This window comes from Microbacterium meiriae (assembly GCF_025143875.1).
Lineage (GTDB): Bacteria > Actinomycetota > Actinomycetes > Actinomycetales > Microbacteriaceae > Microbacterium > Microbacterium meiriae.
The window spans coordinates 171,361-192,297 of record NZ_JAMBDU010000001.1 but is presented as its reverse complement, the minus strand read 5'-3'; the positions used below and the strand labels follow the sequence as shown (position 1 = coordinate 192,297).

Genomic DNA, 20,937 nt, shown 5'->3' with positions numbered 1-20,937 from the left:
AGTGCTGTGCTTTACTGACGCCATGGTTGACGTGCTGAGACCGATTGCGACGCCCTCCCCCGGGACCGGCGAGATCTTCCAGATCCTCCGCGACGGGCACGCCCGCACCAAGGCGGAGCTCGCCGCCCTCACCGGACTGGCCCGCTCCACCGTCGCCTCCCGGGTCGATGCTCTGCTGGCCGCCGACCTCCTGCGCCCCGCCGGTGAAGCGGTGTCGACCGGAGGTCGTCCTCCCGCCCGCGTGGCGTTCAACCCGCGCGCCGGGCTCGTCCTGGCCGTCGACCTCGGAGCCACCCACGCGACCGTCGCCGTGGCCGACCTCGCCGGCGTGATCCTGGACGCACGCACGCGCGCGATCGACATCGGCGATGGGCCGGAGGCCCTGCTGGACGCGATCCTCGCGGAGGGCAGCGCCCTGCTCGAGGCGACCGCCGGCGGCCTCCCCCTCGTGGGCGTGGGCATCGGCGTCCCCGGCCCCGTCGAGCACTCCACGGGGCGCCCGACGAACCCGCCGATCATGCCGGGCTGGGACCGGTTCGACGTCCCGGGCTACGTGCAGCGCACGTTCGACGTGCCGGTCCTCGTCGACAACGACGTGAACATCCTCGCCCTCGGCGAGCAGGCCACGAGCTGGCCCCGGGTGGACGACCTCGTGTTCGTGAAGGTGTCGACGGGAATCGGCGCAGGGATCATCGCCGGCGGGCAGCTCCAGCGCGGTGCCCAGGGGTCGGCGGGCGACATGGGCCACGTCCAGGTGCCGATGAGCGCGGGCTCGGCGCGGCAGCCGGGCGATGAACGGGATCTCGAAGCCCTCGCGAGCGGGTCGGCCCTCGCCGTCGCGCTGCGCGCCGAGGGGCATGACGTGCACACTGCCTCCGACGTCGTCGGCCTCGTCCGCGCCGGCAATGCGGCAGCCATCGAGGCCACCCGTCAGGCCGGCCGCGACGTCGGCGAGGTGCTCGCGACGGTCGTGAACCTGCTGAACCCGTCGATCATCGTGCTCGGCGGCAGCATCGCCCGCGCCGGCGAGCATCTGCTCGCCGGGGTCCGCGAGGTCGTCTACCGCCGCTCGATCCCGCTCGCCACCCAGCACCTTGCGATCGTGCAGTCGCAGGCAGGTGACCGCGCGGCGGTGCTGGGGGCGGCGATCATGGTCGCCCGCGAGGTGCTCTCCCCCGCGAACGTCGACCGCTACGTCGCCGCGAAGGGATCGAAGTCGGCGGGCAGCGCGCCCACCTGATCCAGCGTGCTCGCGACCTCCACGAAGGTGCGCCGCGCCGCAGCCTCCTCGATCGAGAGCAGGGTGTCGAGCACGTGGTACCCGAACTCGCCGGTGGCGACGTGCGGTCGGCCCTCGGCGATCGCGCGCGCCATGTCGAGCAGCCCGAGCCCGCGCCCCGCGAGCACGCCTTCCGGCACGACGTCGATGACCTCCTGCACCACCGGCTCCGGCGGCACGAAGTGTCGGGACAGCGGCCGGGTGATCGTGATCGGCCCGCCGAACGTGTTCGGGTCGGGGATGACCAGGGTGCCCTCGGTCCCCGTGATCTCCACGATCCCCTGCCGCACCAGCGGCGAGTCCGTGCTGTAGAGGCTCTGCGCCTGTCCGCCACCCTCGAAGTCCATCAGGACGCTGAGCGTGGACGGGATCTCGACCGGGAACTCCTCCCCGGCGCGATCGCCGACCTGTACCCGGCGGGTCGGCGATCCCTGCAGCCCGAGGGCGGCGACCGCGGCGACCGGCCCGAAGACGTGCACGAGGGTCGAGACGTAGTACGGCCCCATGTCGAGGAGCGGCCCCGCCCCCTTCGCGTAGAGGAACGCGGGGTTCGGGTGGAAGATCTCCGGCCCCTGCCACTGGAAGGTCGTCTGGCCGAACAGCGGGCGGCCGATGTCGCCGCGGGCGATGGCACGCTTCGCGGTCTGCACGCCGGGACCGAGGACGGTGTCCGGCGCGACGCCGACGCGGAGTCCGGCCGCCGCGGCCGCCTCCAGCAGGCCTCGCGCCTCCTCGCGGTCCACGCCGAGCGGCTTCTCCGTCCACACGTGCTTCCCCGCGGCGACGATCGCCTCCGAGACGGCGACGTGCGCGGCGGGGATCGTGAGGTTCACGACGATGTCGATGTCGGGATCATCGAGCACCACCTCGACGCCCCCGGCTCGCGGCACCCCGTACGCCGCGGCCTGCGCGCGTGCACGCTCCTCGACGAGGTCGCCGATCGCCCGCACCTCTACGTCCGGGAAGCGCGTGAGGTTCTGCAGATACTGGTCGCTGATGTTGCCCGCGCCGATGAGGCCGACGCCGACGACGTCGCCGCCGCGCACCATCAGCGCGCCGCCTCGGCGTCGAGGAAGACCCGGCTGCGCTCGATGGCGTCGAACAGATCGCCGTCGTAGTGGTCGAACTCGACGATGGCGAGTTCGAGCGCCGGCGCGGCGGCGATGGCCTCCCGGAGCGGCACCGCCCCGTCGCCCGCGGGCACCTGATCCGCGGGCGGGTAGGCGTCCAGCAGCGCGGGGTCGAGGGTGCCGTCCTTCGCGTGCACGGCGATCACGCGCTCGCCGAGACGCTCCACGAGGGTCACCGGGTCGACACCGCCGCGGGCCACCCAGTACAGGTCGACCTCCAGCACGACGCGCTCATCGAGGTGCTCCGCGAGGACCTCCAGCCCGGTCACCCCGTCGAACACCGCCTCCAGCTCATGCGCGTGGTTGTGGTAGCCGACCCGGACGCCGGCCTCGGCGCCGATCTCCGCCGCCTCGTTGAGCAGCCGGGCGGTCTCGACGATCTGATCGACCTGTTCCCAGCGCGCAGGCTCGGTGTACGGATCGATCACCGTGTCCATGCCGAGCGTCTTCGCGGCCGCGAAGACCTCCGCCGGCGAAGGGACGGGGGCCGTCGTGCCGGAACCGTCCGGGCGCACGAAGGTCGGCGTGGCGAGGAAGGCATGCCCGGAGGGGGCCGTCAGTCCAGCGGCCGACACCGCGGCAGCCATCGCCTCCGCCCGGCGGACGAAGTCGTAGGGCTCGACCGCGCTGAATCCGCGCGCCGCGACGGCGGCGAGCGTGCCCTCGAGGTCGGCCTCCAGCTGCTCGCGGATCGTGAACAGCTGGAGAGAGGTCTGGATCGTCATCGGTCGTGCTCCTCGGTCGTCGGTGACAGGCGGGCATCGCGCCCCGGAGGCACGCTAGCACCGAATACCTCCACATGGAAGTTTTCTGTCGCTAGACTCGGGCCATGCCCCCCGCACCCTCCGAGGACTCCGAACGCCCGCGCCCGCGCGGCGCCTACGCCAAGGGCGTCGCGCGGCGCCAGGAGATCCTGGACCGCGCGATCGAGGTGTTCGCGGCCCGGGGCGCCGACCGCACGAGCCTGCGGGCGATCGCGAAGGCGGTGGGGGTGACGCATGCCGCCCTCACCCACTACTTCGGGTCGCTGGAGGAGCTGCTCGTCGCGGTCTACGTCGAGAGCAACGCGCCGGAACGGAAGACCGACCCGGAACCCGCGAACCCCGTCGAGGGCATGATCCGGTCGGCCAGGGCCAACCGCGAGGTGCCCGGTCTGGTGCAGCTCTACTCCACGCTCGTCGCCAGCGCTCTCGAGGAGGGCCACCCCGCCGCCCGCAGGTTCGCGACCGAGCGCTTCGCCCGCCTGCGGGCCGACATCGCCGAGACGGTCCGGGAGCAGCAGAAGGACGGAAGCATCCGTACGGACGTCGATCCGCTCGCGGTCGCCGCCCTCGTCGTCGCCGCTTCGGACGGCCTGCAGACGCAGTGGCTCCTGGACGACACCGCTCCGCAGCATGAGGCCCTCGCCCTCCTCGACCGCTTGCTCCGCCCGACCGACGACGCGGGCCGGGAGGGGTCCTCCGCGGGCTAGGCTCGAAGCGTGACGCCCGTGCCGCAGTCCCCGTACGCGAGGGCTCTCGGCGCGCGTCTCACCGAGCTGCACCCCCGGCTGCGGGCCTACTTCCAGGCGGTCCCCGACGGGATGGTCGGCGTCGGCGAAGGGACGTTCCAGCGCGTCGGCACGCCCCGCCGGGCCCTCTGGCCCCTGCTCCGCCGCCTCGAACGGCGCGGGGTGATCGCCGCCCGCTGGGAGCGCGACGTGCCGTTCCGCATCGAGAACCGCACCATCGCCTCCCGGGCGATCGCCGAGCGCACCTTCCGATTCGCGGGCGGGCCGTGGGTGATGCGCGATGCCGTGGCCCCGACCAGGCACGGCCGCATCGTCGACGAGCTCGGCGAGCCCGGCCTGGTCGTGGCCTGCTTCGACGTGGAGCCCCGTGCCGGCGCCCTGCACCTGACGAGTCGCGCGGTGGGCATCCGCGTCGGGCGCTTCCGGCTCCGCATCCCGCGGGTCGTGGCCCCTGTCGTCCGGCTCGTCGAGCGCTGGGACGAGGAGGCCGAGCGGCAGCGCGTGCGGCTGACCGTGGATGCGCCGCTCCTCGGGCGCCTCTACGAATACCGCGGCGACTTCAGCTACATCCTGGAACCGGATCGGAAGGACGACGACGCATGAGCACGGACCGGGTGGTCATCGGCGGAGCGACGGGCTTCATGGGACGGTATCTCGCTGCACGCCTGCGGGATGCCGGGCGCGAGGTCGTCACGATCTCCCGCTCCGGCAGCGACCTGTCCTGGGGCGACCAGGGCGGCATCGATGCCGCCGTCGATGGGTCGTCCCTCGTGATCGGCCTCGCGGGCAAGAGCGTGAACTGCCGGTACACGCCGCGCAACCGGGCCGAGATCTTCCGCTCCCGACTGGACACGACCGCAGCCCTGAGCCGCGCGATCTCCCGCGCCGCCACTCCGCCGCCGCTGTGGGTCAACTCCTCCACGGCCACCATCTACCGACATGCCGAGGACCGGCCGATGACGGAGTCATCCGGCGAGATCGGCACCGGCTTCTCGGTCGAGGTCGCCAAGGCGTGGGAGCGCGCGCTCTTCGCCGACGCGCTGCCCGGCACCCGTCGCGTGGCTCTCCGCAGCGCCATCGTCCTCGGCGACGGCGGCGTGCTGGAACCCCTCCGCACGCTCGCCCGACTGGGCCTCGGCGGCCCGCAGTACGACGGGTTCTGGCCGGTCGGCCCCGCACGCCGGGCCGCCGGGACCGCACACCTCCCCGGCGCCCGTCGCGGTCGGCAGCGCTTCAGCTGGATCCACATCGAGGATGTGGCGCGCATCATCGAGTTCCTCGAGGAGACCCCGGCGCTGGAGGGCCCGGTCAACGCCGCCTCGCCGCACCCCGTCGACAACGCCGCCTTCATGGCCACCGTGCGCCGGGTGCTGGGGGCGAAGGTCGGCCCGCCGATGCCGCGCTGGATGCTCGAGCTCGGCGCGATCGGCATCCGCACCGAGACCGAGCTCGTGTTGAAGAGCCGCTGGGTCCTGCCCGAGAAGCTCACCGCCGCCGGCTTCACCTTCCGCTACCCCGACCTGGAAGAGGCCGTCCGCGCCTCGTTCGCCGTCGCCGACGTGAGCTCCGGACCGCGCGCGGCCTGATCCCGACGGGCGGAGCGGGGTCACCGCCAGGTCGCGGACTCCGGGTCGACGCCGTGACGCCGGGCCTCGGCCTCGATGCTGCGCCGGAACCACTCCGCCAGCCCCGGGCGGATGCCGTCGTAGTGCGCCGCGTAGCCGGGGTCCGTGGTGAACAGCCGGCCGAGGATGACCTGCATCTCCCTGGTCAGCGGGAAGTAGGCCGAGAAGACCGCGCGGTGCCGCTCGACGAGCGCGTCGGCGTCCGCCGTCCCCGGAGCCGCACCGGCATCCATCGCCGTCGCGAGGGCCGACTCCACCTCCCGCATCGCGTCCGCGACGGCCTGCCATTCCCCCGCATCGCGCGCGGCGGATCGCTCCGCGTACTGCTGCCACTGCACCGTGTCGCCCCAGCGACGGCGCGCATCGAGAGGCCAGGCCGGGTTCCAGTCCGGCCCGAAGACTGCGCGTTGTTCGCCCTCGCTCAGCATCAGACCGCGCTCGTGGGCGGACACCATCCGCTCCAGATCGGCCTGCAGAGCGGTCAGACGTGCGATCCGGGCCGCGAGTTCCCCCTGCTGCGTGCGCAGCGCGGTGAGGATGTCCGTGGCCGGATCGTCCAGCAGCCGACGGATCGCGTCGAGACCGAGACCGAGCTCTCGATAGACGACGATCCGCCGCAGGCGCTCCTGATCGACGTCCGTGTACACCCTGTATCCCGCCGACGAACGCGCGGACGGGCGAGCCAGGCCGATGTCGTCCCAGTGATGCAGCGTCCGCACCGTCACTCCGGCGAGCGCCGCGGCCCGACCGACGGTCAGGTCCGCGGTGCCGCTGTCATCCGGCATCCGCTCCTCCTCCGCTGTCCGCCGGGTCCGCGGGCGGACGGATACCCATCTGCGCGAGGGTGGCCGCCTCGACGCTCCCCGGCTCGTAGGGCTTCGCCGCCGTGAAGACGACGCGCACCTTCTCAGGGGTCACGATCTCCACATCCCGCGTGTTCCAGGGCGTGTCGATCGGCTCCCCGACGGCGCCGGGATCCCACGCCCGGCAGGCCTCGACGAGCGGGTCGATCTGGCCGAGCACGCACGCGAAACTCACCCGCAAGTCCGGCACGGCCTCCTGTTCTGTCTCCGCCGGCACGAGCAGCACGTCCTGGAAGGCCCACCGCCGGAGGTGGACGATCCGCCCCGGCACCCCGAAGAGCTCGAAGAACCCCAGGCCCCGCGTCCAGAACTCGACCGAGGCGGCGAGATCCGTCGTGGGGACGGTGATGAAAGCGGGCATCCCGTAGATGCCCCGGAACAGCTCCGGTGCGACCGTGTCGGGCCCGGGCGTCGGCACCGGGCTCATCTCGAAGGCGTTGTAGTGATCAGTCATGACTCCACGGTCGCGCCTCACGCCGCGTCAGGGTCAAGCCGATTCCTGGAGCGTCGGGAACGTCCAGCTGCCGTCGAGCACCTCGGGACGGGGGCGATAGAGCCGGACCAGGTAGTTCCAGCCCTCCGTGATCGGCAGGACGTTCGGCAGGCCTTCCGGGTGGTCGCCGAAGCGGACGGTGAGCGTGCCGTCGTCGTTGCGGACGCCGGTGATGTCGTTGATCGTGTAGGCGTCGCGATCGTTCGGCTCGAAGAAGCCGTCCGCGTTGTACACCGAGATCGACCAGAAGCCGTCGACGGGGACCTCGCCGACCGTGAGCTCGTACCGGCCCACCGGCAGACGCGGGTCGACGCCGATGTAGCTCGCCTCGGACGAAGGAAGCCCTCCCCAGCCCGCCGCCGTGCCGATGAGGTGCCGCACCGGGTCGACCTCGTCCGCGCTGCCGAACATGCGGTCGAAGCCCCGGAGGTTCCGGGCCAACGCGAGCAGCGCCCGGCGGGTCTCGTCGAGGCTGACGGTGTCGTAGTCCGGCATGGCGAACGGCGTGGCCGCCCCGCTGCGCAGGGCGATGCGGTCCTGGAGGGCGGTCACCGCCGCCACATCGGTCGGGTCGGTGGGGTCGACGAGGATGCGCACGGCGAGCACGACGTACGGCGTCCCGAACTGCGCCGTCGTGAGGGTGTGCTCGCCCGCCTCGTGGAAGATCGCATCCACGTAGTGATGCTCGTTGACGACCATCGCCGAGAGGTAGCGGTCGCCGTGCTCCGGGATCGTGAAGGCGGCTCCCTCGCTGATGTCCAGGACGGCGAAGCTGTAGAGCGTGTCCCGGTTCAGCCGGATCACGGTCTGCCGGTCGATCGCGGCCGGAGCCCTGTTGTGCAGGAACCGATCCACACCCCCGGCCTCCTTCTGGAGGTCGCGCATCATGCGGTGGGTCTCGGCGAGGGCGAAGTTGTCGACGTTCACGAGGATGCTCATGACGGCATCCTGACAGCCCCGGAGCGGTCGATCGCTAGGACTGCGGGAGGGCGTCGTCTCCGCGTTCGCGACGGCGCTTCTCGATCTCCTCGCGCAGCCGCCACTCCTCGATCTCGCGGTCGAGGTCCGCGATCTGCTGCTCGGTCGAACGGGTGTCCACCGACGGCGCAGGCCGTGCGACGGTGGCCGTCGGGGCGGACGGACGCTCGGCTCGCCGCATCCGCGGGAGGGGGACGCCGGCCTCCCCGTACTCCCGGCCGATCGCGAACCACAGCGCGCTGCCGATCAACGGCAGGAGGATCACGATGATGATCCAGACCATCTTCGGCAGGTACTTCACCTGCGAGTCGTCGCGCGTGATGATGTCGATCAGTGCACCGATCATCAGCGCGATGACCAGGAGCGAGAACAGGAACGGCATGGGATCAGGGTAGACGACGCGCGGGCAGGAGCGGAGGGATCACGGCAGCAAGTGTCCCGCGGCGCGGAAGAGCTCGTACCACTCGGCCCGGGTGAGCACGACATCCGCCCCGGCCGCGGCCTCCTGGACGCGGTGCGGTGTCGTCGTCCCGAGGACCACCTGCATCCCGGCGGGGTGACGGGTGATCCAAGCGGTGGCGATCGCCGTCGGCGTCACTCCGTGGATCCCCGCCAGGCGCTCGATCACGGCGTTGAGCTCGGGGTAGTCGGGGTGCCCGAGGAAGACCCCGCCGCCGAAGCCGCTCTGGTACGGCGACCACGCCTGCACGGTGATGCCGTGGATCCGGCAGTAGTCGACGATGCCGCCGCCGTCCCGTCCGATGCTCTGGTCGTGGCCCGCCATGTTCGCGGCCACGGGCTGCGCGATGATCGGCGCGTGCGTGAGGGACAGCTGCAGTTGGTTCGCGACCAGGGGCTGCCCCACCGCGGTCTTCAGCAGCTCGATCTGCGAGGGCGTGTGGTTGGACACCCCGAACGCCCGCACCTTGCCCGAGGACTCGAGATGATCGAAGGCGCGCGCCACCTCGTCCGGCTCGACCAGGGCGTCCGGCCGGTGCAGCAGGAGCACGTCGATGCGGTCCGTGCGGAGGGCCGCGAGCGAGCCTTCGACCTGCGCGATGATGTGGTCGTAGGAGAAGTCGAACATGCCCTGCGCCGGCACGATGCCGCACTTGGTCTGCAGCACGACCTCGTCCCGCTCCGTGGCGCTGAGCTGGAGGGCATCGGCGAATCGCGCTTCGCAGCGGTGCATCTGCCCGCCGTAGATGTCTGCGTGGTCGAAGAAGTCGATGCCCGCGTCGCGGGCGGTCGCGTACAGGTCGCGGATCTGCTCGTCGTCGAGGCTGTCGATGCGCATCATCCCGGCGATCAGGGCCGGAGCGGTCGTCGATCCGAAGGAAACGGTCTTCATGCGCCCACGCTACTTCATCGCATCGCCCGGTCCGAGGCGCGAGCGGACATCGTCTACGGCGCGCAGGGAAGCAGCCGCGTGACGGGGACGCCGAGGACCGTCGCGATCCCCGCCAGATCCTCCATCGTGAAGTCCGCGCGCTCTTCGAGAAGGTCGGTCAGCGCGGCCGGCGCGATTCTGGCCCGCTCCGAGAGCTCGATGAACGACACTCCGGCGTGCAGGCGCGCAGCCTCCACCGCCGATGCCACCAGATGACGCAGTTCTGTCCCCATGCGCCTACGGTACCGCCACGCACGGACACTCGTCGGGTCACGAGGGACCAATATGACGGCATCCTGCTCTCGACCCGCTGCTAAGGTGAGCCGGATGAAGACACCAGCCGAGGAGTTCAACGAGGCGGTCGGCCGTCAGATGCGGGCGGAGATCGCGGCGGCACGAAGCAGCATCGCCGCCATGGCACGCGACGTGGGCATCGCCCGGAGCGCGCTGGACAACTACGTGACCGGCAAGCGCGCGATCCCGGTGCCCGTCGTCTACGCGGTGTGCGCCACGCTGGGAGTCGAGCCGCACATCCTCGTCGCCCGGGCCGAGGAGCGTCTGGCCGCCGACGGCACGTCGGCGATCGTCACCCCCCTCCGGCGCCGCACCGATGTCGCCACCCCACGCGATAATGCCCGCGAGGTCGCCTTCGAATCCGGATCCACCGGCGAGACGGACACCGACGACCTCTACGAGTAGACGACACCGACCGGACGGAGGCCCATGCAGCAGCTCCTCCGTCTGGCCGACGACCTCGGGCTCCGCGTGGTCGAGCGCCCCGGGCCCACACCCGGCGGCTTCCAACCCGCCACCCGGACGATCCGGCTCGCTCCGGGGATGAGCAGGCGCACCGCCCGCAGCGTGCTCGCCCACGAACTCGGTCACGCCCACCTCGGCCACGTGCCCACACGGCACCCCGCCTTTCGCGCTCGGCAGGAGCGGCAGGCCGACGAGTGGGCCGCGCGACGCCTGATCACGCCGGCGGCCTACGCGGCGGCGGAGCAGCTGCGCGGCACACATCTGGCCAGCCTCGCCTTCGAGCTGGACGTGACGATCGAGATCGTCCTCGCGTTCCAGCGCGTGCTGAGCCGGGAGCACCTGGCCGTCCCCGCCTGAGGGCCGGGCGCAGCGCCCGACGCTGGTTGAATGACCTCATGGCCTTCCACGTCGCCCCCGCCCCCGTCACTCTCACCGGTGAGCTCGTCGAGCTCCGCCCTCTCGACCGGTCGCACGTCGACGGGCTCGTCGAAGCGGTCACCGAGGGCGACCTGTGGAAGACGGCCTGGTACACCTCTGTTCCGGCACCCGATGGAGTCGCCGCCGAGGTCGACCGGCGCCTGGGCCTCGTCGCCACCGGCGAGATGGTGCCGTTCACGGCCTTCGACGCCGCCGGTCGCGTGCTGGGGCTCACCTCGTACTACGACATCGTCGCCGACGTCCCCCGGCTGCACATCGGATACACCTGGAACCGCCCGTCCGCCCACGGCACGGGTACCAATGCGGAATCGAAGCTGCTGCTCCTCCGCCACGCCTTCGAGACGCTCGGGGTCTTCCGGGTCGGGCTGACGACCCAGTGGGTGAACTTCCAGTCGCGCGCCGCGATCGAGCGACTGGGCGCGAAGCAGGACGGTGTGATGCGGGCCATCAGCCGCTACCGCAACGGCGCGCTCCGGGACAGCGTGGAGTACTCCATCATCGAGCCGGAGTGGCCGGCGGTGCGGGCGAACCTCGAAGCGAGGCTCGCCCGGCGACGGTGAGCGCGGGGCACAGCCCCGCGGCGATCACTCGGTCGGGCTGCCGGTCCAGTTCTTGGAGCGACGCGTGGCGGAACCGCGCTGACGCATCGCGAACCCGAGGGCCAGCGAGACGAGCAGGATGCCGCCGACGAAGGTGAGGGCGGCGAGCGTGTCCGGCATCTCGTGCGCGATCCCCAGCAGCCAGAAGCCTCCGAGGAACATGATCATGAAGAAGAGGAAGCTGAGGATCACGGGATCTCCTGTCGTCGGTGCTCTACCAGGATAGCCCGGACCCGGAAAGGCCCTGTGCCGCCGCCCGGATCTCTGGTGGGGTCGGAGCATGAACACTCCACTCACCGCCGTCGCGATCTCCTGCACGCTCAAGCCCTCCCCCGCGTCGTCGAGCTCGGATCTGCTCGCGCGTCAGCTCCTCGATGCCCTCGCCGAGCACGGCGTGACGGGCGACCTCGTCCGAGCGGTCGATGTCGACATCCGACCCGGCGTCGAGAAGGACATGGGTGACGGCGACCAGTGGCCGACCCTGCGACAGCGCGTCCTCGACGCCGACATCCTCGTGTTCGTCACGCCCACGTGGATGGGACAGCACTCGAGCGTCGCCCAGCGCGTGCTGGAGCGCCTCGACGCCGAGCTCAGCGAGACGGACGAGCAGGGCCGCCCGATCCTGTTCGACAAGGTCGCCATCGCCGGCGTGCTCGGGAACGAGGACGGCGCTCACCACATCTCCGCGATCCTCTTCCAGGCGCTGAACGACATCGGGTACACGATCCCCGCGCAGACCTCGGTCTACTGGAACGGCGAGGCCATGCAGACCGTGGACTACAAGGACCTCGACGAGACTCCGGAGGCCGTGAGCTCCGCGATCACGACGGCAGCCCGGAACGCGGCGCACCTCGCGCAGCAGCTCGCCACACAGGCGTACCCCGCCGAGTAGCGGAGGCGCTCAGTCGGCCGGGCCGTCGATGACCTCGTCCACGAGGCTGATGCCCCCCGACGAGCTCGCCTCGAGCATGAGGGCTTGGACCCACTTCACGTTCAGCTCCGGCGTCTCCGGCTCGCCGAAGGTGAAGCGCAGCGGGATCGACGGATGCAGCCAGATCGTCGAGCGCCCCGGCACATCCCCGTCGGGGTGCTTCCAGGACAGCGTGAAGCTCTCGTTCCGACGGAGTTTGGTCGCGATCGCGACCTTCAGATGGGCCAGGGCGCGGTCCTCGATCTGGATCTCGCTGCCGGAGCCGTACTGCATGGTTCCCATCCCACGACTTTACGGCCCCGAGCGGCGCTGACGCGAGGAGCGACACTCTCCCGCATCCGGTATCAGCGGTGGAGACCCGCGCTCACCGCAGCCGTCAACCGGCGGCCCGGCGCTGCAGAAGCCGGCGCACGTGCTCCTCGATCTCGGCGTCGTCGACGAATCCCATACGTGCGTACGGCGATTCCGTCGATGCCGCCAGGAGGGTGACCGGCGCCGGCGGCGCCATCTCCTCGGCACGGGCACGGAGCGCGGCCACTCGGGCGGCCTTGCGGCGCTCCTCCTGCGCATCGATCTCGGCGCGAGCCGCCTGTGCGCGGGATCCTGTGACCGACACCATCGGCTCCGGAAGCGGACGCGGAGTCCAGGTGGCGGGGCCCTGGTCGTGCAGGACCGGGGCCTCTCTCCTCTCGACGGTCTCGACCGCCGCGGCCTGCGGACGACGGGCGGCGCGCAGCGCGACCGACGCCATCCGCTGCAGGACCATGGTCGCCACGAGCGCCGTGGCTCCACCGCTCCAGAGGAGCACGGCGCCCCCGGTGGCGAGGAGCTGCCAGATGCCGAGACCGACGGCGACGAGTCCGAGCACGAGCGCGCCGGTCGCCGCCAGACGCACGCGGCGGCGGGCGCGGGCCTGACGGATCACGGGATCGGCGCGGGTCGCAGCGAGCTCCTGGCGGAGCGCTTCGAGCTCTGCGGCCTCCCGCTCGGCCTGCAACCGCTTCGCGAGCTTCTGCTGCGCGACGACGGTGCGGGCGTTGAGTTCCATGTGCACCTCGCCGGGAGTCTCACTCGTCTCGGCGAGGATCCGCAGCGCCTGATTCAGCCGCACGGCGTTGCGCTCAGCGGCGTTGTACTGGAAGCGGCCCCGCCAGGAGGGCAGGAGATACAGCATCCACAGGAGCACGGCGACGAGCACGATCACTCCCCCACTCAGCACCGGCCCGTCCATAGGTCAACGGTAACGGCGGCGGACCGGCCGCGCCGTGCAGTCGGGGCGCGTGTCGCGGCGAGTCCTCCCGCGATGGGGGCGTCAGAGGGTGAGACGGTCCGCCGGCGGGATCGTCGCCGCCTGCGGCGGCACCTGTCCGTGGATCCACCGGGCGAGGACACCCTGCGGAACCTCCTCCTGCGTGAGGGCGAAGGCGTAGTGATCACGCCAGTCCCCGTCGATGTGGATGTACCGGCGGCGCAGCCCCTCGTATCGGAAGCCGAGCTTCTGCACGACCCGCAGACTCGCGGCGTTCTCGGGGCGGATGCAGATCTCCATCCGATGCAGCCCGTACTCCGTGAAACAGGCGTCCGTGGCGAGCGCGACCGCGGTCGGGGTGATCCCCCGACCCGCGAACCGCTCACTCACCCAGTAGCCGATCGTCGCCGAGCACAGCGAGCCCCGGGCGACGCCCCAGACGTTCAGCTGTCCGGCGACCTCGCCGTCGTACTCCATCACGAACGGGTAGCCGCCGCCGTCCCGATACTGCTGGAGCAGGCGACGGATGCTGACCCGCATGTCGAAGGAGACCGCTCCGTGCGGGATGGTCGCCTCCCACGGCTGCAGCCACGCGCGATTGGCGAGCAGCTCCTGCTGCAGAGGCCGCGCGTCCTTCGTCCGGATGAGACGTAGCTCGACCGGTCCGTGCCGCATCCCCGTCGACAGCTCCACGCCGCACCTCCGACGACCACGAGGCGCCTAGAGGCGCTCCGCGAAGTCCTTGAGCCAGGGGCGGAGCTCGGAGCCCAGGTCGTCACGGTCGGCCGCGAGCTGCACGATCGCCTTGATGTAGTCCACGCGGTCACCGGTGTCGTAGCGGCGGCCTCCGAAGACGACGCCGACCACGCCGGGTCCGCCGTCCGCCGTCGCCAGCTCCTGGAGCGCGTCGGTGAGCTGGATCTCGCCGCCCTTTCCGGGTTCGGTGCGCTCGAGGATCTCGAAGACCGACGCCGGGAGCACGTAGCGACCGATGATCGCGAGGTTGGAGGGGGCGTCCTCCTTGGCGGGCTTCTCGACGAGGCCCGTGACACGAACGGCGTCCGAGCCCTCGATCGCCTCGACGGCGGCGGCGCCGTACATGTGGATGTTGTCCGGGTCGACCTCCATGAGGGCGATGACGGCGGCACCCGTGCGCTCGTGCTCCGCGATCATCTCCGTGAGCAGCGGGTCGCGCTCGTCGATGAGGTCGTCACCGAGCAGCACCGCGAACGAGCTGTCGCCGACGTGCGTCCGAGCGCGGAGCACGGCGTGGCCGAGACCCTTGGGCTCGCCCTGGCGGACGAAGTGGATGTCGGCGAGGTCGCTCGACTTCATCACGCGCTCCAGGCGACCGGTGTCGCCCTTCTCCATGAGCTTCACCTCGAGCTCCGGCACGGAGTCGAAGTGGTTGGAGATGGCGTTCTTGTTGCGCCCGATGATCACGAGGATGTCCTCGATCCCGGCGTTCGCCGCCTCCTCGACGACGTACTGGATCGCCGGCTTGTCGACGACGGGGAGCATCTCCTTCGGCATCGCCTTCGTCGCGGGCAGGAATCGTGTCCCCAGCCCGGCAGCGGGAATGACAGCCTTGATCTTCTCGTGAGCCATTCCCACAGCCTACCGGTGGGGGCCGCCCTAGACTCGGACCATGGCTAACGACGTCGAGCACGCCAAGCGAGCCCTCCGCGCCGAGCTGCGCGAGCGGCGTCAGCTGCTGTCCGATCCGCAGCGCGAGGCCGCCGCCGAGGCGATCGGCGAACGCCTCGACGCCCTCGTCGACGAGCTCGGGGCCCGCTCCGTCTCCTGCTTCCTCTCCACCACCACGGAGCCGGGCACCAGGGAGTTCGTGACTCGCGCGGTCCGCCGCGGGATCCGGGTCCTCCTCCCGGTCACCCGCTCCGACGGACTGCTGGACTGGGCCGTCGCCGACGACACCGAGGAGATCGCGGAGGGCCTGTACGGGCTGCCGGAGCCCACGGGCGAGGTGCTCGGTCCGATCGCGGTGAACGACGTCGACCTGATGATCGTCCCCGCCGCCGCCGTCGACCGCTCGGGGATGCGGATGGGCTGGGGCCGCGGCTACTTCGACAAGACCATCGGCTCCATGGAGAAATGCCCTCCGGTGTACGCGGTGATCTATGATTCCGAGGTACTCGACGAACTGCCGCGTGAGGTGCACGACCAGCCGGTCGACGGCATCGTGACCCCGTCGCAGACGCTGCATCTGTCGCCCCGGCGACGCTGACCCGCAAGGACCGCCATGCCCACCTACGCCTATGCCTGCACCGCGTGCGGGCACCAGTTCGACGCCGTCCAGAGCTTCTCCGACGACGCGCTCACGGTCTGCCCCGAGTGCGGCGGCGCCCTGCGCAAGCAGTACGGCTCGATCGGCGTGACCTTCAACGGCTCCGGCTTCTATCGCACGGACTCGCGCGCCAAATCCGGGGGTTCGAAGGATGCTTCGGCATCATCGAAGTCGGATTCGACGACGAGCGCCAAACCGGCTGCTGCGTCGACTCCCGCCTCGAACTGAGGCCCAGTCGACTTGGGGGTTTCCATGCTCAAAGGTTTCAAGGACTTCCTGCTCCGCGGGAACGTCATCGATCTGGCCGTCGCGGTCGTCATCGGCACCGCCTTCACGGCCGTCGTGACGGCCGTGGTGAACAGCATCATCAACCCGCTCATCGCGCTCTTCCTCAAGGCCGATGCCGCCGGCAAGTTCGGCATCCCTGTCACCAACATCTACGGCGAAGAGGTCGTCTTCCCGATCGGCGACCTCATCTCGGCGCTCATCAGCTTCCTCGCCGTCGCCGCGGTGGTCTACTTCGTCTTCGTCCTGCCGATGAACACGTTCAAGGCCCACGTCGAGGCGCGCAAGGGCACGCCGGCCGAGGAGCCGGAGGAGGAGCCGGCCGCCGCGACCGAGGCGGAGCTGCTCGTCGAGATCCGCGATCTGCTCAAGACCCAGCAGGGCCCGCGCGGCGTCTGACCGCACCGCCCTCACGACCCACGGCTCTCCTCGGAGGGCCGTGGGTCTTCCTTTTTCCGGGGGCGGACGCGTCAGTAATGCGGGGGCACGTCGCGGAGGAGCTGGTCGTCGTTGGGACCCTTCCGGTCGCCGGGCGCCGACCGCTGCGGCGCGCCGCCCTCCGCGACCTCCGGTGCCGGATCGCTGCCATCGACCGGCGTCAGCCGCGCCCGCCGGGAGCCCGGCACCCGGACGACCCGCTGCCGCGGCTCGTCCCGGCCCTCAGTCATTCCGGTGATCGCCGAGATCGAGGGGCTGCGTGTCGTTCTCCGCGCGCGGGGCCGTCTCCGAGATGCCGAGCACCGTCGCGATCCGGGACGCCACGGTGCGCGGGTCGCTGTAGAGGTCGAACGCGTGCACGCGGACGTAGTGCCAGCCGAGGCGACGGAGCACATGAGGGCGCAGCCGCAGCGTCTCGCGCAGGGATTCTCCCCGGGACTCCGGATCGGACTCGATCACGACCGCCTTGCCGTTGTGCTGCGCCACGAGCGGCAGGAGTCCCCGATAGTCGACGTCGACGGAAGCCCCGAGACGCCGGAGCTCCCTGGCCAGTGCGAGGGTGAGCGGGTCGGCCAGGTCCTCCAGTCGCGCGTCGCGGGCACGGGCCGCGAGACCGCCGAGGATCGACATGAGCGTGGCCGCGCCGTGCTCGAGGCGCCCGTCGTCGAACGCCGAGGGGCGGATGGACGAGACGATGACCATCGAGCGCCGTGCGCGGGTCATCCCGACGGTCAGGAGCCGCTCGCCGTCGGGCGTCGACAGATCGCCGAAGTCGCTGAGGACACGGCCGTGCTTCGTGAGCCCGAAGCCGAGGGAGAAGATGACACGGTCGCGGCTCTCCGCGACGGACTCCTCGAGGGTGAGTACCGCGAACGGCTCCGCGGTGTCGCGGGCGACGAAGTCGGCGACGTCGGAGCGTCCCGCGAAGGCGGCGGTCACGGCGGCGCGCACGCGCTCGGCATGGCGGGTGCTGGCGGTGACGACCATGAGCGATTCGGTCGGGCGGTGCACCGCATGCTCGACGACGAGGGTGACGACGCGGGCGACCTCGGCGTCCGGGCTCTCGACGGCCCCCGAGACGGGGTCGGGCGCGCCGGTACCGCCTTCGACGTAGTCGACGGTGAGGCTGCCGCGCCCCAGGTACGAACCGGCCCACGGGAGGGAGACGATCTCGCCGCCGTAGAACGCGTCGTTGATGAGCTCCGCGAGATCCTCGCCGCCGGCCCGGTAGCTGCGAGTCAGGGTCATCACCGGGAACAGCTCGGACAGGCGCTCGAAGACCGAGACGTCATCGAACGGGACCTCCTCCTCCCACTCCTCGGCGGGGTCGACCGCGATGCGGAAGGGAGAGGGACGCTGCGTGACCGGATCGCCGAACGCCACGACCTGACGGGCGCGGCGGATGGCCGGCGCCGCCTCGGCGAGGTTGATGGCCGCGGCGTCGACGAGGAGCACGGTGTCGAACTCCACCGCATCCGGGATCTCCGGGACCAGATAGGGCGACGAGATCCAGACCGGAGCCAGCACGTCGACGAGGGTCGGCGCGGCGCTGACGACCTCCGCGGCCGTCGTCGCGGACTGGGTCAGGGCGCGGCGGAGGTTCTGCGACTGCTCGGGCTCGTCGACGATGGCGATGCGCCACTGGTTCGCGAGCTGCCACGCGAGCAGCGGCCCTGCCATGGCCGCATGGGCCTCGTCCACCAGCCGGAAATCGCGCTCGAGGCGGTCGACCACGGCGGTGTTCGCGCCGAGCAGCGCCCGGTTGTCCTGCAGTGCGCGCTCCAGGAGGGACTGCCACCAGGCGTACTCGAGCTCCTCCCCCACCCGCGCCTCGGAGACGTGCCGCACCGAGAGCTCGGTCAGCAGCGGCTCCAGGCCGAGGAGGGCGAGCTTGTCGCGCAGCTGGGCCCGCTCGACGAGGTTCTCGAAGACGTCCGACTTCGCGGCGAGGCCGGCGAGCATGCGCACGAGCCGTGCGACCGGCAGGGACGAGAGAGGCTCGCGGCGGCCGAGGGCGGCATCGAGCTCCGCCAACTCCGCTTCGACCCGCTGCCATGCGGCGGACACATCGGCCAGACCGAGCGGGATCTCCGGAGCGACGCCCGCCTCCACGTACCGCTGCCACTGGGTGCGCTGGGTCTGGATGCGCAGCAGCGCCTCGTGCATCTCCGTCACGTGCACGCCCGGGCGGACGTATTCCTTGGCCAGGCGACGAAGCCGACGACGATTGGCCCCCGACATCCCTGGCGCGTCCCGTCGCGAACCGTGGGCCTGGATGAGCTCCCCGAGCGGCCGCTCGAACACGGTGGGACTGAAGCGGTCGAGCGTGTCGCGGATGCCCTCCAGCAGCCCGAGGTACTCGCCGAGTTCGTCGATCGTCGAGAAGGGCCGCATGTGCGTCTGCGCGATGAGCTCGTACCCGCGCTCGAGCAGGGCGGGCACGCTGTCGGCGTGCAGGCGTCCGGCGAGCTCGTGCGCGGCGCGGGCCGCCTCGGTGCTGCCGAAGGTGACGCCGTACCAGGGCGAGTCGTTCGGCCCGACGCGGAACTCTCCGAGGCGCGCGGCCTGCGCCAGCGCCGCGGCCGCGTCCGTGCGGTCCCTTGCCAGCCTGCGCAGCGCATCCACGCTCAACCGCGCTGTCGTCGACGGGGGGACGGGAAGCGAGGCGAGCCGGGTGAGGTGTCGGGTCGCATCCAGCACGGAGGCGTCGAGACCGGGGACGGGGACGGTCAGCGCGTCGCGGTAGTCGCGCAGCACCGTGCGCAGCCGCACCAGCGCGTCGTCGACCTCGCTGACCTTCGGAGCCGTCGCCTTCTCGTTGCGTCCGATCGCGCGGACGAGATCGCGGCGCAGGCTCCCCGGCGACACCGCGAGGCTGTCCAGCCCGATACCGGCGAGGCGATGACGAACACCGTCGAGCGTGGACCGCCGGGCCGAGACGACGAGGACCTTCTTCCCGGCGCGGACCAGCTCCCCGAGCGCGTTGATGACGGTCTGCGTCCCTCCGGTGCCCGGAAGGGTCGCCACGGTGAGGGAGTGCCCGGCGGCGATGCGGGCCAGCACGGCCTCCTGCTCCGCATCCGCATCGAGCAGCAGGTTGTCCGAGGCGGGCGCACGGTCGTCGGGCCCGACGTGGTGCGGGACGGCGCGGGGTGCCGTGACCTGCTCACGATCGCCGACGTGGCCGCCGAGCGCGTTGAGGACGGGATGATCGAGGCTGCCGCCGTCCTGGGCCATGGCGCCGGCGACGTCGGCGAAGGTGGAGACGACGAGTCGCGGTTCGACGGAGAACGTCTCGATGGATCGGGTCAGCGCGCGCAGGCTGTCGATCACGGGCTGGGGCTTGAAGATGCCGCCGTCGTACGCGAGTGCGGCGAGCGCTGACGCATCGAGGGTCAGCCCGAAGTGCTCGCGGGCGACCCGCACGAGCTCCGGGTTCACCTCGAACGCCCCCTGCAGCTTGAGCTCGAAATCGGTGTGATGGCGGCGGATCGCGAGCGGCCGCAGCAGGACGGGGGCGGCGAAGGTCGCCCCGCCGATGCGCCACCGTGCGACGCCGACGGCGAGGTGGACCGCTTCGATGCCGCGGACGGTGCGCAGCTCGGTGTTCTTGGCCGTGATGCGCTCGGCGGCGAGCCGCGCGGTGCGCAGACCCACCTCATCGCGGAAGAGATTGGACAGGAGCGTGGACTTGCCGGTGATGAACTGCGGGAGGCTGCCGGGGTGCGCCTTGGAGATGTCGATGCCCGACTCCGGGCCGTCGCGGAAGCTGCTCAACGGCGAGGGTCCACCCAGATCAGCCGCCTCCGCCCGCAGCCGCGTGCGCTCCGCCTCCGCGGCGTGCGCGATGCCGACGCCGGTGGACGAGTCGCGCAGGTCGCCGAGGGACACAGCGTTGTCCACCGCCGTGTTGTTCGCAGACCTGCTTTCCCGTCGCCACACACTGACACCCTAGGCGCGACACCGCCGGAGATCGGTATCCCCGGCGGGTTTCCGGTGAAAAACCGCCGGTGCGGCACTCGCTCGGACTACTCCTGCCCGCATGGTCGTGCGCTCTCGTTGTCCACGGAACGCGCGACGGACCCGGCGACCGGTTCTCCGCTGTCGACCCGGACGGTCAGGATGGGGACATGACCTTCCGCTACGACTTCGCTCCGACGCCCTTCGGCGACGCCCTCGCGGTCTTCTCCGACGACGGCATCGTGCGCTTCGATCTGTCCGAGTCCGCGGATCCGCAGGTGCCCTGGCTGCTGGAGGGCGTGTCTCGGCAGCTCGGCGCCGTCCCGGAGCCCGTGCCCGGAGCTGCCGACGAGCTCGTCCCGCTCCTGGAGGCGTACTTCGACGGAGAGCCCGTGCGCTTCGACGAGCATGTCGCTCTCGACTGGCGCCTCGTGGACGGCTTCCACCGGGCGGCGCTGCGCACCGTCTGCGAGATCCCGTGGGGACAGACACTGAGCTACGGGGAGGTCGCGGTCCTCGCCGGCCACCCCGGAGCGGCCAGGGCCGTCGGCACCGCCTGTCGGCTCACACCGTTCTCCCTCATCGTGCCCGTGCACCGGGTGGTGCGGTCCGACGGCTCCGCAGGGCACTACGGCGGCCACCCGGAACGGAAGAGGTTCCTGCTGGACCTCGAGTCCCGGTGAGTCCCCCGCACCCGAGGGGTGA

Annotated in this window: 27 protein-coding genes; 12 read left to right on the top strand and 15 right to left on the bottom strand. The window is 71.3% G+C overall.

Going from position 1 to position 20,937, the window contains the following annotated elements:
- The first annotated feature begins 22 nt into the window (after window positions 1-22).
- Window positions 23-1,240: an ROK family transcriptional regulator gene (locus tag M4D53_RS01010; RefSeq protein WP_259951460.1), complete on the top strand. Its 1,218-nt coding sequence runs from the start codon at window positions 23-25 to the stop codon at window positions 1,238-1,240.
- Here the strand turns inward: M4D53_RS01010 and M4D53_RS01005 are convergent.
- Both M4D53_RS01005 and M4D53_RS01000 read right to left on the bottom strand, forming a co-directional pair.
- Window positions 1,192-2,328 carry a Gfo/Idh/MocA family protein gene (locus M4D53_RS01005; RefSeq protein WP_187662027.1) on the bottom strand — a complete coding sequence of 379 codons (1,137 nt, stop codon included), beginning with the start codon at window positions 2,326-2,328 and terminating at the stop codon, window positions 1,192-1,194. The genes M4D53_RS01010 and M4D53_RS01005 overlap by 49 nt on opposite strands.
- On the bottom strand, window positions 2,328-3,134 hold the full coding sequence (locus tag M4D53_RS01000) for a sugar phosphate isomerase/epimerase family protein (protein WP_259951457.1): 807 nt from the start codon (window positions 3,132-3,134) through the stop codon (window positions 2,328-2,330). Before M4D53_RS01000 ends, M4D53_RS01005 begins: the two co-directional genes overlap by 1 nt.
- A gap of 104 nt (window positions 3,135-3,238) precedes the next feature.
- Between M4D53_RS01000 and M4D53_RS00995 the strand changes: the two genes are divergently transcribed.
- From M4D53_RS00995 to M4D53_RS00985, 3 genes are read left to right on the top strand one after another with little or no spacing between them, the layout of a single operon-like run.
- A complete protein-coding gene (locus M4D53_RS00995) occupies window positions 3,239-3,880 on the top strand; it encodes a TetR/AcrR family transcriptional regulator (protein ID WP_259951456.1) in 642 nt (213 codons plus the stop codon).
- Between the two features lie 9 nt (window positions 3,881-3,889).
- Window positions 3,890-4,522, top strand: coding sequence for a DUF4166 domain-containing protein (locus M4D53_RS00990; RefSeq protein WP_259951455.1), 633 nt, complete (start codon window positions 3,890-3,892; stop codon window positions 4,520-4,522).
- Entirely contained in the window at window positions 4,519-5,505 is a 987-nt protein-coding gene (locus tag M4D53_RS00985) for an epimerase (RefSeq protein ID WP_259951454.1), read from the top strand. The genes M4D53_RS00990 and M4D53_RS00985 overlap by 4 nt, the downstream gene beginning before the upstream one ends.
- A gap of 20 nt (window positions 5,506-5,525) precedes the next feature.
- On the opposite strand, the gene M4D53_RS00980 is transcribed toward M4D53_RS00985, so the two are convergent.
- Genes M4D53_RS00980 through M4D53_RS00955 form a run of 6 tightly spaced genes read right to left on the bottom strand, consistent with a single transcriptional unit; the run spans window position 5,526 to window position 9,501 of the window.
- Window positions 5,526-6,329 carry a MerR family transcriptional regulator gene (locus M4D53_RS00980; protein WP_259951453.1) on the bottom strand — a complete coding sequence of 268 codons (804 nt, stop codon included), beginning with the start codon at window positions 6,327-6,329 and terminating at the stop codon, window positions 5,526-5,528.
- Complete coding sequence (locus M4D53_RS00975) at window positions 6,319-6,861, bottom strand: VOC family protein (RefSeq protein WP_259951452.1); 543 nt, start codon at window positions 6,859-6,861, stop codon at window positions 6,319-6,321. The genes M4D53_RS00980 and M4D53_RS00975 overlap by 11 nt, the downstream gene beginning before the upstream one ends.
- Window positions 6,862-6,894: 33 nt before the next feature.
- Window positions 6,895-7,839 carry a DUF1214 domain-containing protein gene (locus tag M4D53_RS00970; protein ID WP_259951451.1) on the bottom strand — a complete coding sequence of 315 codons (945 nt, stop codon included), beginning with the start codon at window positions 7,837-7,839 and terminating at the stop codon, window positions 6,895-6,897.
- Between the two features lie 34 nt (window positions 7,840-7,873).
- Window positions 7,874-8,260, bottom strand: coding sequence for a PLDc N-terminal domain-containing protein (locus M4D53_RS00965; RefSeq protein WP_259951450.1), 387 nt, complete (start codon window positions 8,258-8,260; stop codon window positions 7,874-7,876).
- 39 nt (window positions 8,261-8,299) lie between these two features.
- The gene (locus tag M4D53_RS00960) at window positions 8,300-9,229 is read right to left on the bottom strand and encodes an aldo/keto reductase (RefSeq protein WP_259951449.1); all 930 of its coding nucleotides are present in this window, start codon (window positions 9,227-9,229) and stop codon (window positions 8,300-8,302) included.
- A 53-nt stretch (window positions 9,230-9,282) separates the two neighbouring features.
- Window positions 9,283-9,501 carry a helix-turn-helix domain-containing protein gene (locus tag M4D53_RS00955; RefSeq protein WP_259951448.1) on the bottom strand — a complete coding sequence of 73 codons (219 nt, stop codon included), beginning with the start codon at window positions 9,499-9,501 and terminating at the stop codon, window positions 9,283-9,285.
- 94 nt (window positions 9,502-9,595) lie between these two features.
- Between M4D53_RS00955 and M4D53_RS00950 the strand changes: the two genes are divergently transcribed.
- From M4D53_RS00950 to M4D53_RS00940, 3 genes are read left to right on the top strand one after another with little or no spacing between them, the layout of a single operon-like run.
- Window positions 9,596-9,967, top strand: a complete 372-nt coding sequence (locus M4D53_RS00950; protein ID WP_232089061.1) for a helix-turn-helix domain-containing protein — start codon at window positions 9,596-9,598, stop codon at window positions 9,965-9,967.
- Window positions 9,968-9,991: 24 nt separating this feature from the next.
- On the top strand, window positions 9,992-10,384 hold the full coding sequence (locus M4D53_RS00945) for an ImmA/IrrE family metallo-endopeptidase (RefSeq protein WP_259951447.1): 393 nt from the start codon (window positions 9,992-9,994) through the stop codon (window positions 10,382-10,384).
- A 38-nt stretch (window positions 10,385-10,422) separates the two neighbouring features.
- On the top strand, window positions 10,423-11,025 hold the full coding sequence (locus M4D53_RS00940; RefSeq protein ID WP_259951446.1) for a GNAT family N-acetyltransferase: 603 nt from the start codon (window positions 10,423-10,425) through the stop codon (window positions 11,023-11,025).
- A 24-nt stretch (window positions 11,026-11,049) separates the two neighbouring features.
- Here the strand turns inward: M4D53_RS00940 and M4D53_RS00935 are convergent, their stop codons facing one another.
- A complete protein-coding gene (locus M4D53_RS00935; protein ID WP_025105563.1) occupies window positions 11,050-11,256 on the bottom strand; it encodes a hypothetical protein in 207 nt (68 codons plus the stop codon).
- An 88-nt stretch (window positions 11,257-11,344) separates the two neighbouring features.
- Between M4D53_RS00935 and M4D53_RS00930 the strand changes: the two genes are divergently transcribed.
- Window positions 11,345-11,956 (top strand): flavodoxin family protein, encoded by a 612-nt coding sequence (locus M4D53_RS00930; protein WP_259951445.1) that lies wholly within the window; start codon window positions 11,345-11,347, stop codon window positions 11,954-11,956.
- Window positions 11,957-11,965: 9 nt separating this feature from the next.
- On the opposite strand, the gene M4D53_RS00925 is transcribed toward M4D53_RS00930, so the two are convergent.
- The 4 genes from M4D53_RS00925 to galU form a co-directional block, all read right to left on the bottom strand.
- On the bottom strand, window positions 11,966-12,277 hold the full coding sequence (locus tag M4D53_RS00925; RefSeq protein WP_259951444.1) for a DUF7882 family protein: 312 nt from the start codon (window positions 12,275-12,277) through the stop codon (window positions 11,966-11,968).
- 94 nt (window positions 12,278-12,371) lie between these two features.
- Window positions 12,372-13,226, bottom strand: a complete 855-nt coding sequence (locus M4D53_RS00920) for a hypothetical protein (RefSeq protein ID WP_259951443.1) — start codon at window positions 13,224-13,226, stop codon at window positions 12,372-12,374.
- A gap of 81 nt (window positions 13,227-13,307) precedes the next feature.
- Window positions 13,308-13,919 (bottom strand): GNAT family N-acetyltransferase, encoded by a 612-nt coding sequence (locus tag M4D53_RS00915; protein WP_187664199.1) that lies wholly within the window; start codon window positions 13,917-13,919, stop codon window positions 13,308-13,310.
- Between the two features lie 45 nt (window positions 13,920-13,964).
- Window positions 13,965-14,852, bottom strand: a complete 888-nt coding sequence (gene galU / locus M4D53_RS00910; protein WP_187662043.1) for a UTP--glucose-1-phosphate uridylyltransferase GalU — start codon at window positions 14,850-14,852, stop codon at window positions 13,965-13,967.
- 40 nt (window positions 14,853-14,892) lie between these two features.
- Between galU and M4D53_RS00905 the strand changes: the two genes are divergently transcribed.
- The 3 genes from M4D53_RS00905 to mscL are packed head-to-tail and all read left to right on the top strand — an operon-like array spanning window position 14,893 to window position 16,233.
- Window positions 14,893-15,489, top strand: a complete 597-nt coding sequence (locus M4D53_RS00905; protein WP_187662044.1) for a 5-formyltetrahydrofolate cyclo-ligase — start codon at window positions 14,893-14,895, stop codon at window positions 15,487-15,489.
- Between the two features lie 15 nt (window positions 15,490-15,504).
- On the top strand, window positions 15,505-15,777 hold the full coding sequence (locus M4D53_RS00900) for an FmdB family zinc ribbon protein (protein WP_025105556.1): 273 nt from the start codon (window positions 15,505-15,507) through the stop codon (window positions 15,775-15,777).
- 24 nt (window positions 15,778-15,801) lie between these two features.
- Window positions 15,802-16,233, top strand: coding sequence for a large conductance mechanosensitive channel protein MscL (mscL, locus tag M4D53_RS00895; protein WP_259951442.1), 432 nt, complete (start codon window positions 15,802-15,804; stop codon window positions 16,231-16,233).
- Between the two features lie 71 nt (window positions 16,234-16,304).
- On the opposite strand, the gene M4D53_RS00890 is transcribed toward mscL, so the two are convergent.
- The gene (locus tag M4D53_RS00890; RefSeq protein ID WP_259951441.1) at window positions 16,305-16,502 is read right to left on the bottom strand and encodes a hypothetical protein; all 198 of its coding nucleotides are present in this window, start codon (window positions 16,500-16,502) and stop codon (window positions 16,305-16,307) included.
- The gene (locus M4D53_RS00885) at window positions 16,495-20,175 is read right to left on the bottom strand and encodes an AAA family ATPase (protein ID WP_259951440.1); all 3,681 of its coding nucleotides are present in this window, start codon (window positions 20,173-20,175) and stop codon (window positions 16,495-16,497) included. Before M4D53_RS00885 ends, M4D53_RS00890 begins: the two co-directional genes overlap by 8 nt.
- 227 nt (window positions 20,176-20,402) lie before the next feature.
- On the opposite strand from M4D53_RS00885, the gene M4D53_RS00880 reads away from it, so the two are divergent.
- Window positions 20,403-20,915 carry a methylated-DNA--[protein]-cysteine S-methyltransferase gene (locus tag M4D53_RS00880; protein WP_187662048.1) on the top strand — a complete coding sequence of 171 codons (513 nt, stop codon included), beginning with the start codon at window positions 20,403-20,405 and terminating at the stop codon, window positions 20,913-20,915.
- The last annotated feature ends 22 nt before the right edge of the window (window positions 20,916-20,937 follow it).

What these genes read in the sequence shown, in the direction of transcription:
- M4D53_RS00900 (WP_025105556.1), top strand. Translation starts at nt 15,505, where the DNA reads ATGCCCACCTACGCCTATGCCTGCACCGCGTGCGGGCACCAGTTCGAC.
- galU (WP_187662043.1), bottom strand. Translation starts at nt 14,852, where the DNA reads ATGGCTCACGAGAAGATCAAGGCTGTCATTCCCGCTGCCGGGCTGGGG.
- M4D53_RS00920 (WP_259951443.1), bottom strand. Translation starts at nt 13,226, where the DNA reads ATGGACGGGCCGGTGCTGAGTGGGGGAGTGATCGTGCTCGTCGCCGTG.
- M4D53_RS00925 (WP_259951444.1), bottom strand. Translation starts at nt 12,277, where the DNA reads ATGGGAACCATGCAGTACGGCTCCGGCAGCGAGATCCAGATCGAGGAC.
- M4D53_RS00950 (WP_232089061.1), top strand. Translation starts at nt 9,596, where the DNA reads ATGAAGACACCAGCCGAGGAGTTCAACGAGGCGGTCGGCCGTCAGATG.
- M4D53_RS00940 (WP_259951446.1), top strand. Translation starts at nt 10,423, where the DNA reads ATGGCCTTCCACGTCGCCCCCGCCCCCGTCACTCTCACCGGTGAGCTC.
- M4D53_RS00890 (WP_259951441.1), bottom strand. Translation starts at nt 16,502, where the DNA reads ATGACTGAGGGCCGGGACGAGCCGCGGCAGCGGGTCGTCCGGGTGCCG.
- M4D53_RS00945 (WP_259951447.1), top strand. Translation starts at nt 9,992, where the DNA reads ATGCAGCAGCTCCTCCGTCTGGCCGACGACCTCGGGCTCCGCGTGGTC.
- M4D53_RS00960 (WP_259951449.1), bottom strand. Translation starts at nt 9,229, where the DNA reads ATGAAGACCGTTTCCTTCGGATCGACGACCGCTCCGGCCCTGATCGCC.
- M4D53_RS00905 (WP_187662044.1), top strand. Translation starts at nt 14,893, where the DNA reads ATGGCTAACGACGTCGAGCACGCCAAGCGAGCCCTCCGCGCCGAGCTG.
- M4D53_RS00980 (WP_259951453.1), bottom strand. Translation starts at nt 6,329, where the DNA reads ATGCCGGATGACAGCGGCACCGCGGACCTGACCGTCGGTCGGGCCGCG.
- M4D53_RS01000 (WP_259951457.1), bottom strand. Translation starts at nt 3,134, where the DNA reads ATGACGATCCAGACCTCTCTCCAGCTGTTCACGATCCGCGAGCAGCTG.
- M4D53_RS00975 (WP_259951452.1), bottom strand. Translation starts at nt 6,861, where the DNA reads ATGACTGATCACTACAACGCCTTCGAGATGAGCCCGGTGCCGACGCCC.
- M4D53_RS01010 (WP_259951460.1), top strand. Translation starts at nt 23, where the DNA reads ATGGTTGACGTGCTGAGACCGATTGCGACGCCCTCCCCCGGGACCGGC.
- M4D53_RS00995 (WP_259951456.1), top strand. Translation starts at nt 3,239, where the DNA reads ATGCCCCCCGCACCCTCCGAGGACTCCGAACGCCCGCGCCCGCGCGGC.
- M4D53_RS00930 (WP_259951445.1), top strand. Translation starts at nt 11,345, where the DNA reads ATGAACACTCCACTCACCGCCGTCGCGATCTCCTGCACGCTCAAGCCC.
- mscL (WP_259951442.1), top strand. Translation starts at nt 15,802, where the DNA reads ATGCTCAAAGGTTTCAAGGACTTCCTGCTCCGCGGGAACGTCATCGAT.
- M4D53_RS01005 (WP_187662027.1), bottom strand. Translation starts at nt 2,328, where the DNA reads ATGGTGCGCGGCGGCGACGTCGTCGGCGTCGGCCTCATCGGCGCGGGC.
- M4D53_RS00880 (WP_187662048.1), top strand. Translation starts at nt 20,403, where the DNA reads ATGACCTTCCGCTACGACTTCGCTCCGACGCCCTTCGGCGACGCCCTC.
- M4D53_RS00970 (WP_259951451.1), bottom strand. Translation starts at nt 7,839, where the DNA reads ATGAGCATCCTCGTGAACGTCGACAACTTCGCCCTCGCCGAGACCCAC.
- M4D53_RS00965 (WP_259951450.1), bottom strand. Translation starts at nt 8,260, where the DNA reads ATGCCGTTCCTGTTCTCGCTCCTGGTCATCGCGCTGATGATCGGTGCA.
- M4D53_RS00985 (WP_259951454.1), top strand. Translation starts at nt 4,519, where the DNA reads ATGAGCACGGACCGGGTGGTCATCGGCGGAGCGACGGGCTTCATGGGA.
- M4D53_RS00915 (WP_187664199.1), bottom strand. Translation starts at nt 13,919, where the DNA reads ATGCGGCACGGACCGGTCGAGCTACGTCTCATCCGGACGAAGGACGCG.
- M4D53_RS00955 (WP_259951448.1), bottom strand. Translation starts at nt 9,501, where the DNA reads ATGGGGACAGAACTGCGTCATCTGGTGGCATCGGCGGTGGAGGCTGCG.